The sequence below is a fragment of the Priestia sp. RMT2NF4 genome (assembly GCF_047872835.1).
In the GTDB taxonomy this organism is placed as follows: Bacteria; Bacillota; Bacilli; order Bacillales; family Bacillaceae_H; genus Priestia; species Priestia zanthoxyli.
In genome coordinates this window covers 563,954-578,254 of the sequence record NZ_JBLQZO010000003.1, presented here as the reverse complement: position 1 = coordinate 578,254, position 14,301 = coordinate 563,954, and the positions used below count along the sequence as shown (strand labels likewise).

The 14,301-nt window shown below is 39.2% G+C and carries 12 protein-coding genes; 4 read left to right on the top strand and 8 right to left on the bottom strand.

The genetic code is table 11. The features are described 5' to 3' along the window. Positions 1–17: 17 nt before the first annotated feature. Positions 18–527 (bottom strand): SUKH-4 family immunity protein, encoded by a 510-nt coding sequence (locus tag ACMX9J_RS16360; RefSeq protein WP_223546654.1) that lies wholly within the window; start codon positions 525–527, stop codon positions 18–20. Positions 528–981: 454 nt separating this feature from the next. Between ACMX9J_RS16360 and ACMX9J_RS16355 the strand changes: the two genes are divergently transcribed. Further along, complete coding sequence (locus ACMX9J_RS16355) at positions 982–4,170, top strand: Ig-like domain-containing protein (protein WP_416226022.1); 3,189 nt, start codon at positions 982–984, stop codon at positions 4,168–4,170. Between the two features lie 42 nt (positions 4,171–4,212). Here ACMX9J_RS16355 and corA read toward each other — a convergent pair whose 3' ends face one another. Beyond that, the gene (gene corA, locus ACMX9J_RS16350) at positions 4,213–5,184 is read right to left on the bottom strand and encodes a magnesium/cobalt transporter CorA (protein ID WP_013055874.1); all 972 of its coding nucleotides are present in this window, start codon (positions 5,182–5,184) and stop codon (positions 4,213–4,215) included. Positions 5,185–5,798: 614 nt separating this feature from the next. Here corA and ACMX9J_RS16345 point away from each other — a divergent pair. Both ACMX9J_RS16345 and ACMX9J_RS16340 read left to right on the top strand, forming a co-directional pair. After that, positions 5,799–6,170, top strand: a complete 372-nt coding sequence (locus ACMX9J_RS16345; RefSeq protein ID WP_034270461.1) for a PilZ domain-containing protein — start codon at positions 5,799–5,801, stop codon at positions 6,168–6,170. A 77-nt stretch (positions 6,171–6,247) separates the two neighbouring features. After that, entirely contained in the window at positions 6,248–7,078 is an 831-nt protein-coding gene (locus tag ACMX9J_RS16340; RefSeq protein ID WP_416226021.1) for an LCP family protein, read from the top strand. A gap of 46 nt (positions 7,079–7,124) precedes the next feature. Here ACMX9J_RS16340 and ACMX9J_RS16335 read toward each other — a convergent pair whose 3' ends face one another. From ACMX9J_RS16335 to ACMX9J_RS16310, 6 genes are all read right to left on the bottom strand, one after another. Further along, positions 7,125–7,769 (bottom strand): cupin domain-containing protein, encoded by a 645-nt coding sequence (locus ACMX9J_RS16335; RefSeq protein ID WP_416226020.1) that lies wholly within the window; start codon positions 7,767–7,769, stop codon positions 7,125–7,127. Positions 7,770–7,879: 110 nt separating this feature from the next. Continuing rightward, complete coding sequence (locus tag ACMX9J_RS16330) at positions 7,880–9,202, bottom strand: MATE family efflux transporter (RefSeq protein ID WP_226313320.1); 1,323 nt, start codon at positions 9,200–9,202, stop codon at positions 7,880–7,882. Between the two features lie 62 nt (positions 9,203–9,264). Next, positions 9,265–10,398 (bottom strand): DUF2087 domain-containing protein, encoded by a 1,134-nt coding sequence (locus ACMX9J_RS16325; RefSeq protein ID WP_416226019.1) that lies wholly within the window; start codon positions 10,396–10,398, stop codon positions 9,265–9,267. 106 nt (positions 10,399–10,504) lie between these two features. Then, positions 10,505–10,951, bottom strand: a complete 447-nt coding sequence (locus tag ACMX9J_RS16320) for a VOC family protein (RefSeq protein ID WP_416226018.1) — start codon at positions 10,949–10,951, stop codon at positions 10,505–10,507. Positions 10,952–11,219: 268 nt separating this feature from the next. Continuing rightward, on the bottom strand, positions 11,220–12,083 hold the full coding sequence (locus ACMX9J_RS16315; protein WP_014461163.1) for a GRP family sugar transporter: 864 nt from the start codon (positions 12,081–12,083) through the stop codon (positions 11,220–11,222). A gap of 455 nt (positions 12,084–12,538) precedes the next feature. Beyond that, positions 12,539–13,516 carry a carbohydrate kinase family protein gene (locus ACMX9J_RS16310; protein WP_048020222.1) on the bottom strand — a complete coding sequence of 326 codons (978 nt, stop codon included), beginning with the start codon at positions 13,514–13,516 and terminating at the stop codon, positions 12,539–12,541. A 455-nt stretch (positions 13,517–13,971) separates the two neighbouring features. Between ACMX9J_RS16310 and ACMX9J_RS16305 the strand changes: the two genes are divergently transcribed. Further along, a complete protein-coding gene (locus tag ACMX9J_RS16305) occupies positions 13,972–14,298 on the top strand; it encodes a cyclic-phosphate processing receiver domain-containing protein (protein WP_057241663.1) in 327 nt (108 codons plus the stop codon). Positions 14,299–14,301 lie beyond the last annotated feature (3 nt).

Below are 14,301 nucleotides of genomic sequence, written 5' to 3'. Positions count from 1 at the left end.
ATTTTTCTACTATATTATTAAAAAGAAAGTTCTTTGAACCAAAAAGAATAAGGGGCTAAGCAAGCTTCATCAATTTCATTCATACGTTTTTTGCATCGCTGCAGCACCTCAGCAGGAATGTGTCGCTCTAAGTATGCAGATTCTCCGTTCGCTTGAATCGTTTCTTCTACTAGCTCTTCAAACACATCTAAGCATGCTAAAAACTGCGGAAAAGTTGTATTCACGAAACGCTCGCAGTCATCGTTGGACGTATCGAGCAGCACAACCGAACCGTTTTTTTGATGAAGACAAATTGGATCTCCAGCCCCTGTTGTTCCTAAAAACCAATAGTGCTGGTAGCGAGATGATAACTCAAATGTTTCGCATAGCGTTGTTAGCTTTCCTTTGGATGAAACGAACTCTAGAAATGGTGAAGCTTCTTTGGGCAATCCTTTTTCTGTTAGCAACTTCTTTGTCTCTTTATCAATATCAAGGGGTGCAAGCTGTTCGGCATCAAACTTCATTCGTTTTTCCTGTCGTTGCATCACATTTGACAACTTCTTTCACTCCTTTTCACCATTTGCTCTTTCTTTGCTTTTGTTTATTATAAAAGAAATCCAGCTCGTATTATATGCTACAAATGAACTTAATTAGACTGAAAATTTTTCCAATCTTTATTTATATAGCCCGATTTCCTCTTTATAAACACAGGTAAAAAGAAACCGATCAGATTTTCTCCAACAGATTCTGCTTTTAAAAATAATTCTCATTCCCTTCTTCCCTTGTCAGCGTACTTTCGCCTCTTATAAATAGGCTCAATCTTTATTATTCCAATTTTTTCTACTTTTTGCAACTAGGACTTATCTCACCATTTTTTATGCGAGATTAATAACTTGACAAAATACTAAAATAAGCAACAGTAATTATTTACAAGTTTTTAAACTTTATGGTTTAATAGGTATGTAATTCCTGTTTTTTACTATATTTTTTTGGAGGTTTAACATGAAAAAAGGGTCAATTTATCGTTTTATTGCTTTTGCTTTAATGTTCACCTTGTGTTTTAGCCAATTAGGCTTACTGAAAACACAAGCAGCAGGCAATCCTCCTGCTAATGAAAAAACATTAAGCATTGGTAAAGCAGCAAAAGGAACATTTACAGAACCAGAACAAACACATTGGTACAAAATTAATCCTTCTAAGCAAGAGGTAGCAAAGTTTTCACACTACCGAATTAAGCTTCAAAGTGATGATGAAGTAAACATCACGGTTTACTCTAGCCTTGAAAATGCCAAAAACAACGTGGCATTTGACCGTTATATGGGATACTCTTACAAAGACGAGCCTGCTCAGCTTGATTTTCCAATCGCTTGGACTGGCCCTTATTATGTGAAAGTTGAGTATTATGGAAGCGAAGACGACATGATTGAAGAAGATGCGGAAGATGGTTCAGCTTCTCCAGAACCACAGCCGGAAGAAAAAACAGAAGTTCCATATACAATCAGCTATGAAGGCGCTTCACTTCCTCCTTCTCAAATGATGGAAGAAGAATGCCCGGCTGAATTAAGTACAAGCCAAAAAGAAAACGGAAAAGGTATTTTAAAAGATTTGCGTACGATTCGTGACGCTGTGCTTTCAAAAACAGCAAGCGGAAAAGACCTTTCTTCTCTTTACTACAAAGCCGCTCCGTTTATCAGCTCTAAAATGATCATCGATAAATCGATGCGCGAACAAGTATACAAAGATTTAGTTCAGCTAAAGGGTCTATTTACAGATGTAGCGAAAAACGGCGCATCAAGCACATATATGATTACAAGTGCTGATCAAAAAGCAATCAATGATTTATACAACATCGCTTATAAATCTGTTCCGGCTGCTTTAAAGAAAGACTTAGAAAAAGTAGCAGCACAGACAAAATTAAAAGACGTAACGGACTTAAACGTATCGTCTGTATTAGTAAGAGCTAAATTAGTCAGCGCAAACAGCGTTTCAACAAAAGCGGAAACTCGCTATATTGTTAAATTAAAAGATGGTGCAAATGCAAAGTCATTTAAAACAAAAGCACAGTCAAAATCAGCAAGCATTGAATCTATTAATCCATTAAAACAATCAGCTGCTTCTTTTGATAATATGTTTGTTATTCAATTAGATGATAGCAATGGAAAAAGCTTCAGCACGTCGTCTGCTCAAGGTAAAATGACGGCAAAACAAATTCAGGCACTTCCTGAAACTGAATTTATCGAGCCGGTTCAAGAGTACCACGCTCTTTCAATGGATTCACAATATCCGTATCAATGGTCATTAAATAACACGGGTAAAAATGACGGTACGCAGCATGCCGATATTCAATACGAATCACTTGAAAAATTACTAAACGGGCAAAAATTAAAAGATACGGTTATTGCTGTTGCGGATACGGGCGTCGATTCATCACTAGCTGATTTAAAAGGCGTAGTGGATACAAAGACTGGATACAACTACGTGGATCGTTCGTCGAATGCAACTGATGACAATGGACATGGAACTCACGTAGCAGGTATTATCGCAGCCTCTGCAAACAATAACTATTCAATGGCCGGCATTAATTCTCATGCGAAAATTTTACCGGTTAAAATTCTAGACGCATCTGGAAGCGGAGATACAGAACAAATTGCGTACGGTATTAAATACGCGGTTGATCACGGTGCAAAAGTTATTAACTTAAGCCTTGGCGGATCTTACAGCCGCGTGCTTGAATATTCATTAAAATATGCATACGACCATAACGTAACGGTTGTAGCAGCAAGTGGAAACGACGGTATGGAAGAGCTCTCTTACCCTGCTTCATCTGCCTATGCGATTTCAGTAGGCGCATCAAACCGTTTAGATATCGTATCTGACTACTCAAACTATGGAAAAGGATTAGATATTACAGCTCCAGGCTCTGATATTCCAAGTCTTGTTCCAGACGGAAACGTTACTTATTTAAGCGGAACATCAATGGCGACACCTCACGTGGCAGCCGTTGCGGGATTATTACTGTCCCAAAACCCAGGCTTAAAGCCAAAAGACGTTGAAAAACGCCTAACGGATACAGCTAAAGATATTAAGTTTGACGAGAAAGATGCTCCTGTATATGATGACGAAGAAAGTCCAGCAGAACCTCCTGCTCCAGGCTACGATTACGTATCAGGATGGGGACGTTTAAATGCGTACAGCGCGGTAAGTGCACAGCAGCTGCAAGCGCAGGTAAATACATTTGTCAGCACGCAAAAAGTTGTTACAGGTAAAGCTCAAAGCGGTTCAACTGTTAAAGTAATGAACGGCTCAAAAACACTTGGCACTGCCAAAGCTGATGCAAAAAATACGTTCTCTGTGAACATTCCAGCTCAAAAAGCTGATACCGTTTTACAAGTGGTTGTCACAAACGGAAAAGCAAGCACAAGCATTCGTGCAGTTGTTCAAAAAGCACCTGCCAAACCAGCGGTAAAAGCCGTGACGAATAAAGATGAATACGTAACAGGAACATCTAAAGCGAATTTTACGGTAAATGTTAAAAACAGCGCTAAGAAAGTGATTGCTTCAGGAAAAGCTGACGCAAAAGGCGCGTTCAAAGTAAAAATTCCAAAACAAAAAGAAAACACAGTCTTGTACATCACGGCTACAAACAGCCAAAAACAAGAAAGTGAAGAATTAAAAGTAACGGTGCGTGACGTTATTGCTCCAAATGCACCTAAAGTGAATCCAGTCAGCGACGCGGATACAGCTATTAAAGGAACAGCAGAAGCAAATGCATCTGTTGTAGCCAAAGTGAACAACAAAGAAATCGGCAAAGCAAAAGCTAACGCAAAAGGTCAGTACAGCATAACGATTAAAAAACAAAAAGCGGGTACAGCAATCAGCGTAACAGCAGCAGACGCAGCTAACAACACAAGTAAAGCTACGACTGTAAAAGTAAGTGATAAAACACCCCCTGCTGCACCAAGCGTAAATGCTGTCACAACAAAAAGCACGGCTGTAACGGGTAAAGCAGAAGCAAATGCTACCGTAACAGCAATCGTAAACAAAAAAAGCATTGGCTCTGCTGCTGCTAACAGCAAAGGACAATACTCAGTAAAAATTAAAAAACAAAAAGAAAAAACAGTTTTAAGCGTAACGGCAAAAGACAAAGCGAACAATACGAGTAAAGCAACAACAAAAACGGTGACAAAATAAAGAAAGAAAAAGGCACTTGGCTTATAGCCAAGTGCCTTTTTGTTATAACAGCTGTTTGTTTTTAAAGTATTTCCACATTCCCCACGTTAACACAATTAACATAACAATAATAACAGCAGTAGCCCAGTGGGAATTTTGATATGGAATCGGTACGTTCATTCCAAAAAATCCGGTTACGAACGTTAGCGGAAGCATAATCGTTGAAATTAACGTTAAGACATTCAGCTTTTCAGATGAAGTTGCATTGGTAATAGAATAATACGTATCAAGCGCACTGTTTACGAGGTCTCTAAACGTTTCGGCAGAGTCTACAATACGCTCTAAGTGGTCAAGCAAGTCAATGTAGAAAGGAACATTTTCTTCTCGTATGTCGAATTTCCACTTTCCATTAACCGTTAAGAAAATTCGGCGCTGAGGCAGAATAACGCGACGGATTAAGATAATCGTTCTTTTTAACGCCAAGAACTCTTCCGTCACTCCGCGGACTTCTTTGTTGTAGATTTCATCTTCTAATTCATCAATACGCATGTCAATTCGGTCTAAAATCGGAAAATATTCGTCCGTGATGCCATCAATCAAAGCATATAGCAAAAAGTCGGCGCCGCGGTTCATAAACTTTGGATAGCGTGAGCACACAGCATCCATTTTGCGAAGCCAGCCCATTTTATGTTTATGAATCGTCACTACGTAATTTGATCCGACAAAGGCATTTAACTCAAGCGTCGTAATCTCGTCATCACTTTCTTCGTTATAGCGAAGGGCGTGAAAAACGAAAAATTTATAGTCTTCGTAATCATCCATTTTAGCGCGAGGACTGTCGTGTAAGCAGTCTTCAATCGCCAATGGGTGAAAATCGAATAATTTAGCAATTTGAGCAAGCTCTTGTCCGTGGACATCATACAGATCAATCCACAGCAAATTATCAGGATTGCGCAATTTTTCATGCACGTCTCCTAAATCAAGATTCGTTACCATTTCTTTTGTTTCATCATCATATAAGTATGTTTTAATCATTGATTTTTCACCTCACATCATTGAGGCATTAAGGAGTATTTTCCTTCGTTGAAATGAGAGGAACACATACACCTTTGTTGCCCCTATCTTGTTTTGCAGTAACCTTCATCGAAATGGGGTCATCAGTGCCCATTCATCTCACCTCCTAATTAGTTGAAGGAACGCTGACTTGTAATACAGCTACTTCACAAAGTTTAATTCTAACATACAATCCAACTCTAGCGTAGCGCTTTTTTCAAAACCTTTTCCTCGCTATTTAAAGTTTCAAACAAAACTTCCGATACTATAAAAGCAAGTTATTATGCCCTTATTTTATAAAAGCTCTACTAGTGTATCCACTATTTAATAATGCAACAGTACTTACAAACAGTATGCGCTACCCCAGACCTCTCGAATCCTCCCACAAAGGTTCACCTAATCGTAGGCGATCAACCCCGCAAGGGGGATCGCCTACGATTAGGTCTAGAAAATCTACCATGGCCGGTCTATGGCCATGGTAGATTTTCTACATCGATAAACATTATATGGGGGATGGGGAAAAACGTGTAGGAATTTTTAGACTTTCATCGAATACTTACTTAACAAACTTAGATTACGAAAAGGACTGATGATACATGCATTTTAAACGTGAAGAACCGTTTCGCTTTTTATTTGAGACCCCCATTGTTGGAACGTTTTCCATTGCTAAATACGACAACAAAGAAATCGATTCTAAGCCAGGTCCTTTGTCTGTTATCGACCTTTCACCAAAAGGAATCAAAATAATTACGCCGCTTGATTTACCTATTTTTAACCATCAAATTCAGCTAAAAATCAGCTTTTATTTAAATGAAAAACCGATCCATATTACTGGACTTTGCGTGTGGAAAGAAAAACGGCACACCGAATACCTTTATGGCATTGAAGCGTTTAACGATGTGGAAGAACAAGCAATCTTAATTACAGAACTCAAAACCTACGCCAAGAAAAAGCAAGATACGCAATAAAAATAGCGCTCATTTGTTTTACTCCCCTTTTAAGATGGCAATACTACGAACGACTTCGATAGAAAAAAGGTGAGACGATGAGCAGCAAAGCAAAAAAAGAGTGGATTGGCGGTCTCGTACTGTTTTTACTCGTCAGTTTTGTCAGCATCACATTTGCAGGCTATCATACGGTGAAAGCTGCCGTTGATCAAACATATGTACCGCTTGAGCATGGTAACAAAACACATGTCAATTTAAAAAAAGGACAACCGTTTTCCCTGCTTTTAATTCAAGAAAACCATCCAAATACGTCATTTGTGTATATGACTGTTAATAAGCAGCATGAATCAATAAAGATGACCCACTTGCCAGGGTCAACTCAGCTCGGCAATGAAACCCTGCGAACTATTTATCACCAAGGAAATATGAATGCTGTTGTAAAGAAAGTCGAAACGTATGCAAAGCTTCCTGTTGATTATTATGTCAAAATGGATCAGCAGTCAGTCGTCGATGCTGTAGATAAATTAGGCGGCATTATCGTCACAAACAAACGTGCTTTTGAACACAGCAACATTGTTTTTCCAAAAGGAGCGATTCGCCTTAACGGAAAAGAAGCACTTGTTTATTTAAAGGAGCGGAATGAACAAGACGTCTTTACGGCGCATGAAAGACAGCTGTCCGTCGCGAAAGCCATTTTCAGCCAAGCAGCTACGATTCCCAATGTTACAAAGCTGCATTCTCTTGTATTTACGCTGGCTGATCACATTGAAACCAACGCAACCTTTAATGATATCAAACGGATTCAAAAAACCTACAAGCCGGCCGTTGCTCACGTAGACAAGCAGCAATTTCCGCAAAACGAATGGAATCAAAAACAAGTCACAACGCGGCTGTATAAGCACTTAGAACGCAGCGAGCTGTTTTTATAAAACTTATCAAAAAAACCATTGACCGCAGGCTCAATGGTTTTTTATATTACTTATCTTCAGCAGGCACCACTTTTTCATTTATTTTAACCACAATTCTTTCATCCCGTTCATCCTTGAGATAGCTCTTTTGATAAAAAGAATGATCATGAGGCGGCCCAATCACAACCGTATCCGTAATCGGAGCAACGGCTTCTGCTACTTCATTTGCGCTTACTCCGTATGCTTTTTGAAACACAATAGGAGGCGTTAAGCGCAGCACGTCGGATCCTTCTGTAGACTCAAATTGATCGTTGTTAAAAAAAAGATGCAGATGCGCTTCTTCCGATAGCGGTTCGATCCAATGCCACCAGCCCATCGGTATAAAAACAACTTCGCCTTCTTTTATTCGGTAATTGTGCATGCTGCTTGTATCAGGGTCCAAGACAGACACCTGCACTTCACCTGAAACGACGACATCTAATTCCCACGCGTTTGGATGCCAGTGCGGCTCTCTCATATGCCCTTTCGTCATATATAAATCAACAAACGCACCTCCGAGCATGGCCGGCAGCTGAGTTGAGGTTAGCTGATACGCTATATTTTGATCGTTTCGTTTGAACAGGACGTTTTGCTTATAATTCACTGACAGATTAGGCGTTCCTGAGCTTTTTTTAATATTTGAATTATCCGGTACAAATCCAGATTTACTCATAGTGTCATACCCTCTTTTCATTAAAAAGTTATATGCACTATCCTATTAAAACTCTTTGCTAAGGGTGTTTTAATTAGAAAAAATAAAAAACGAGCGTTTCCGCTCGTTTTTTATCCGACAAGACGTTCAATTTTCTTTTTCTTCCATACAAATTGATAATAGCTGTACTGCAGGATTAAGCTGACAACAAACGCCGCTGGATATCCAATCCAAATCCCTTTGATTTCAAGAGACGTGAACTGCGATAACACGTAGGCTACGGGTACTTCCACACACCAAATCGCCATAATACTAAATACCGTAGGCCAAAGCACTGTACCGCTTGCTCGCATCGTAGCGGTAATAATTTGCGCATGGCCGAAAATCAAATAGCTCCAAAGCGTGATCACTAACAGCTCTTCGGCAATATGGAGCGTATGCTGACTAGTTAAAAACAGCGCTAAAATTTGATTGGAAAAGAGATAAATAAATAAAATCAACACGCTGCCAATAACATAATTCAGCATAATTCCAGAGCGAATCACTTCTTTTAAACGCTCAAATTTATTGGCACCAATCGACTGCGCCGCAAAAATAGAAACCGCAATTCCTAAGCTGATTGCCGGCATTTGTACATAGCTCGCTACTTGGTTCACCGCTCCGTAGGCCGCTGTAGCGTCTGAGCCAAATCCGTTTACGAACGTAATAACCGCAATTTCAGAAAGAGAAACTAAAATCATATTGATACTCGCGGGAATTCCTAAACGCATAAGCAGCTTTAACAGCGTTCCGTCCATTTTTAATGAAATAGATGAGTCAAACTTTAGCGGATGATTTTTCTTGCGTAAATAAATGATCATAATAATGAACGTTAATACGGTTGAAAACACCGTTGCGTACGCAGCGCCGTATACGCCAAGCTTTGGCACTCCGATCCATCCAAAAATTAAAATCGGAAGAAAAATGAGGTTTAAGACCGTACTCACAACTAAAAAGTAAAAAGGCGTTTTAGAGTCTCCGGTTCCGCGCATAAACGTCGTATAAACAAAGTATAAAAACAAAACAGGAATTGCCACAAACAAAATGCGCGCATAGTGAACCGTTACGTCAATAATATTAGCCGGCGTTCCCATAATCCGAAGAATATCCGGAGCAAATATGCTTCCCAAAACAGCAAGCACAATTCCGACTAAAAAGGTAAACGTGAGCGTGGTACCGATAATTTCTTTCACTCGTTTTTCATTTTGTGCCCCGTACGCTTGCCCGATTAAAATGGAACTTCCTGAACCAATTCCAATCGAAAACGACACGAGCAGAAAAAACAGAGGAAAAAAAGCGGAAATAGCGGCTAACGCATCAACGCCAAGCGCTCTTCCGACAATAATACTTCCTGCCAGCTGCCCAACGGACTGCATGGCATTACTTAACATGAGCGGAATCAAAAACACAAGCATCAGCTTACTGACGGATTTTTCTGATTCCACTACTTCACTTTTCACATCTTGATTCTTCACACCTATTTCTCCTTTGTATCAGCTTTCGGCGAATGATAGCCTTTTTCGCCGTAAGGCTGCAGCTTCTCTAACCATTTCGCTTCTAGTTTTAGCAAATCCTTTTTTGAAAGTGCTTTTTCTTCTTCTCTTTTAATCGTTTCCAGCATCTCAATTGAAAAAGCATCCGCACCATACGTATTCCACTCATCTTGAAGCTCTTTATTTTGATGAGTGTTCGTCTTTAACGTGAACTTTACGCCGTTTAACGTTTTGATGTTAGGCGTAGAGCCAATATAAATCTTATCGTTGTGAAGGTTTTTAATTTGATACACGCCGCCTTCTGTTTTTACTTCTTTCGCTAGCTGCTTCATTTGTTTTTTATAGTCTTTTGAGTCCATACTCATCTCTGTCTCTCCTTTTCTCCAGTAGCTGCTTCCGTCTGCGCTGCGCTCTAAGAACCCGTACTCAATTAAATAGCGTCGCAGCACCGCATAGTCGTCATAAAAAGGTGTTAACCTATCATTTACTTCTTTTTCGGTATACGTTGCGCCAAACTCAAAATGCCCGCTTAATTCTTCAAGAACAACAAGACGGTGTTTTTCTTGCAAATGAAAAGTACGAAGCGGTCCGTTTAAACCTTGAGGAAAATTCTTCGCTAAAATCTTTTCACGCTCTTCATCACTGACGCTGTAGCGCTGACTTCTTCTAGTCGCAGTATTTGTTACGGGTACCGCCTTCTCTTCTTCCCCTTCATTTAACAGTTCCATCAGCGTTAAAAACACTTTTGCCTGACGCTCTTTTTTCTTTAACGTAAAGCGGTGATTCCGAATGGTGGATGAACTGCCGATTCCCATTTCTTTTTGAATATCACTATCGCTTTTTCCTTCTTTAAAAAACTTCACTAAATTTTTTTGATGATCAGAAAGACCGGTTACCTCTTTATCTAGCCCTATTAAATGATGAAACACAGATCCGTGCTGCTGTTCTACATGAAGCTTCATATAGCGTTTTGCTTCATAAAAAACACCTTCCACCGGATAAATAATGCCTTTTTCAATACTTTCACCGCACAGTAAGCAGTGGTAGTGATCTTCGCTTTCCCCGTATCCTTTTTTCATATCTTCAAAAGATGATTCCCAAAACAAGTCGTTTACCATTTAAATAGACACCTTTCTATTTTGTTTATTAATTTATAAACAAATATATTATATGTTCATTATTATGTCAATCTTACGTTTATGATACACAAAAAAACAGCAGTTTTCACTGCTGTTTCATGTTCCATTCACTTAAATACGGAAAATCCTTAGATACGACAGGCTCATCATTCAAAAGCGTAATTAACTCCAAGCTGTTACCGTCAGGGTCATTAAAGTACACGCAAGCCGCCGGCATCCACGTATGAACAATTGGCTCTGTCTGCGGCTTTCCAAACGACGTTTCTTCAGGTTCAATACCTTTTGAACACAGCCACGTTAACGCTTCATGAATATCTGCGGCTTCAATTCCAAAAGCAAAGTGACTTCTTTTCAACTCTTTTTCGTCTGTTTCCCAAAGACCAAGCATTTGCTTTTGTTCCCCAACAAAGAAAAAAGCACAGCGCCGCTCTTCAATTTTATGAACAAACGTCAGCCCAAGATGTCTATAAAACTCAATCGAATCCTCCAAACTCCGAACCTGTACATGCGTCTCATAAATACTCTTAATCATAGCCTCTCCCCCATCCTTTCCTACTACTATAAGCCATTTCACACCAAACAGCTTCCTAACAAAGAATGAAAAACAATCATACTTAAGAACGAGAAACACTCACACAAACGTACAGCTTGGAAATCTCCAAGAGCACTATGGATTTGACTTTGAATTTGACTTTACCTAAGGTTTTGAGGCTACCCCGCAAGGGGTGCCTCAAAACCTTAGGTCTAGAAAAACCCCCATGGCTGCACTCTAGCCATGGGGGTTTTTCTACATCGATATATTAAGCGTGGGCTTTTGCGAGGCCGATACAAATACCGCCTGAAATAATCAGCACACTCGCAAGAGATACATAGAACAATTGACGCTTTGTTTTCTTTTCTCCCAAGAAGACAATACCGCCAAAAATTGAAATAACAATACCCATTTGCGATAATGAAAAACTTGTTGCTACGCCTAGTCTTGATTGAGATAAGAATAAGAACATGTTTCCAGATGCCCAGATTAGACCTGGTAAGATATTACGAATCGTATATTTGTTAAATGGCTTATGTTTGTATGTAATGATTAAACCGCCAATTAACATACCAATTGCTTGCGGGAATAGTGCTGCCCATGCGTCTACGTTGAAAATACGTGCGATAACTACGTAAACTAAGAATCCAAGACTTGAAATGATAAGAGTGATAACTCCTTTTTTCGTTTGTCCTGGAGTCCCTTGTGCTCCTTCTTTTTTACCGTCTAATGAAGAAAGCACAACGCCTGCTAGTATTAAAAGAATCGCAATAGATCCAAGCACAATCGTTTGAAGCGTTGACCATTCTTTAAATACAATAACACCAAAAAGAGCTGTTGATACTAATTGCATACCCGTTGAAATTGGCATTGACTTTGAAACCCCAAGGTATGGAACACTTTTAAACTGATTACTTTGACCTACTGACCAAAACAAACCTGAAACAATTCCGACAATAACAAGCGTTGGCGTTAACACCGGCTGAACAATCATAAACTGAACAAATGAAAGAATCAAAGCTCCAATAATTGTTCCAAGCGTTTGACTGTAAGGTCCACCGCCCATCTTCATACTAACTAAAATCATGCTTCCCCACGCAACGGAAGGAAGAACACCTAGCAAAATATCCATCTTTCTCTTAACCTACTTTCCTATTTCTAATCTATGTACGTAGTACGTAATAACTTACTGCTTTTCTTTCACCAAGGGCTACAGACTTGTTCCCCCTCGAATATTCCCCCAAAGGTTCACCTATGCGGATGATGCCTACCCCGCAAGGGGGGCATCATCCGCTTAGGTCTAGAAAATTTGATAGGACTGCTCTTTAGTCCTATCAAATTTTCTACATCGATAAAAATATATAACGTTTTCATAAATGGTGGTAAAACTGCTATTTCCTGCTGCTCGTATTATACTAACACGAACATTTATTATTTAGCTAGAAATTTTTTTGATTATTTTTTAAAAACAGAAAAAATTTTTTTCTTTTCGCTCCGCAGCTCGCTTTTTCCTCTTATGTGATCTGCAATCAGCAGAAACTAGCGCCTCTGCTGATTGAAAATAAGAAGAGATAAAGCCTTTTCATTTTAGTTAGCTACAGGCTTACAAAATTGCTCGACTACTTCTTTGGCTGGAATGGAGCTGATCGCACCTTTTCCAGTTGTCGTTAAGGCACCGCTTGCATTGGCAAAGCGCAAAATAGCATCGTGGTCTGAGTCAAGAATAGCCGTTAAGTTTTCTTGTGACACATCGCGGCTTAATAGCTGATAAAGGAATCCGCCAATAAACGCATCTCCTGCACCTGTTGTATCAACAACCGCTACTTTGTAACCGTTTGATTCATAGACAGCTTCTTTTGTATAAAGCGTTGCGCCTTCTGCACCCTTTGTGAACACGACTACTTGAACGTCACCTGTAAATAGAGACTGAATCGCTTGCTGTTCATCTTCAATGCCTGTGATAAACGTTAGCTCGTCGTCTGAAATTTTGACAATGTGCGCTTGAGGAATAAATTCTAAAATCGTTTGACGGCATAGCTCATGGTCTTTCCACAGTGGAAGACGTACATTTGGATCAAAGCTGATAACTCCACCTTTTTCTTTCATGCTTTTAATCGCTTTCATATGAGCGTATTTCATAGGACTTTCAACTAAATCAACCGAACAGAAATGAAGAAGATCGTTGCTTGCAAACCAATCAGGGTTAATTTCGTCTTCCGTTAACAATAAATCTGCTGAAGGATTACGATAGAAGCTGAAATCTCTTTCTCCATCTTCACGCAGAGAAACGAAAGCTAAAGCTGTGTTTGCTTCTTCTGTACGATAGACCATATCAGTACCTACTCCTACTTCACGAAGCGTATCTACTAGAAAGTCTCCAAACGCATCTTCTCCAACTTTTGTAATAAGCGCTGACTCATTACCGTATGTAGCAACAACTGCTGCAACGTTTGCCGGCGCTCCGCCTGGCACACGCGTAAACGATTCCACTTCTTTCAATTGAAGACCTTTTTGAGCTGGAATCATATCAATTAATACTTCACCGATACTAAATAACTTACCCATTCTATTCACCTTACTTTTCTTTTTTGTCATATTGTCATACTATGTTCCAAAAAATCCTTAAATCAAATTATACGTCCCAAACATCTTTTTCGTAAAGAGAAATTTCCAATTTATTTTAAAAAAATCGCAAATTATCGTTTTTTTCTCACAATCTTTTATTCATTAAACCTTTTCCATCCCTTGTCAAATCTGGGATTTAAATGACTTTGTTAAACAAAGATCACAAAATAAAAAAAGTTAATTTCCAGTTTAAACTGTCTCTCTATTGATTTTTCGTTCGACATCTCTTTCCTTATTTCCTGTTTATTCGCCGTGAATATGCAAATAATGATAAAAATTCGTGTTTTTACCCCTATTTAAGAAGGAATAGCTTAAAACGTGTCGAATAGACTTAGGTAGGTATATGACATTATGTATGTTACACTAAATACAAGGCAAGGAAGGGAGAATCAGTCATGAAAATCAATGTTTTTCTAGACGACTATCGCAAGTGCCCTGACGGTCATGTTTTAGCCGAAACGATTGACGAATGTATTGATCTGCTAAGATCATTCGAGGTTGAACATTTGTCACTCGATCACGATTTACTCAGCAAGACACGGAATGGATTAATGCTCGTGCATTTTATGGTAAAACACCATTTATATGCCGATCGAATCACGATTCACTCCGCTAATCATTTAGGCAGCAAAGCAATGTACAACTGCTTTAAGGAAGCTCAAAAAGAGCATAAAATGCCAAACAACATTAAAATTCTAAGATGCCCTCTGCCTCTTCGATGATAT

What these genes read in the sequence shown, in the direction of transcription:
- ACMX9J_RS16355 (WP_416226022.1), top strand. Translation starts at nt 982, where the DNA reads ATGAAAAAAGGGTCAATTTATCGTTTTATTGCTTTTGCTTTAATGTTC.
- corA (WP_013055874.1), bottom strand. Translation starts at nt 5,184, where the DNA reads ATGATTAAAACATACTTATATGATGATGAAACAAAAGAAATGGTAACG.
- ACMX9J_RS16345 (WP_034270461.1), top strand. Translation starts at nt 5,799, where the DNA reads ATGCATTTTAAACGTGAAGAACCGTTTCGCTTTTTATTTGAGACCCCC.
- ACMX9J_RS16340 (WP_416226021.1), top strand. Translation starts at nt 6,248, where the DNA reads ATGAGCAGCAAAGCAAAAAAAGAGTGGATTGGCGGTCTCGTACTGTTT.
- ACMX9J_RS16335 (WP_416226020.1), bottom strand. Translation starts at nt 7,769, where the DNA reads ATGAGTAAATCTGGATTTGTACCGGATAATTCAAATATTAAAAAAAGC.
- ACMX9J_RS16330 (WP_226313320.1), bottom strand. Translation starts at nt 9,202, where the DNA reads ATGCTTGTGTTTTTGATTCCGCTCATGTTAAGTAATGCCATGCAGTCC.
- ACMX9J_RS16325 (WP_416226019.1), bottom strand. Translation starts at nt 10,398, where the DNA reads ATGGTAAACGACTTGTTTTGGGAATCATCTTTTGAAGATATGAAAAAA.
- ACMX9J_RS16320 (WP_416226018.1), bottom strand. Translation starts at nt 10,951, where the DNA reads ATGATTAAGAGTATTTATGAGACGCATGTACAGGTTCGGAGTTTGGAG.
- ACMX9J_RS16315 (WP_014461163.1), bottom strand. Translation starts at nt 12,083, where the DNA reads ATGGATATTTTGCTAGGTGTTCTTCCTTCCGTTGCGTGGGGAAGCATG.
- ACMX9J_RS16310 (WP_048020222.1), bottom strand. Translation starts at nt 13,516, where the DNA reads ATGGGTAAGTTATTTAGTATCGGTGAAGTATTAATTGATATGATTCCA.
- ACMX9J_RS16305 (WP_057241663.1), top strand. Translation starts at nt 13,972, where the DNA reads ATGAAAATCAATGTTTTTCTAGACGACTATCGCAAGTGCCCTGACGGT.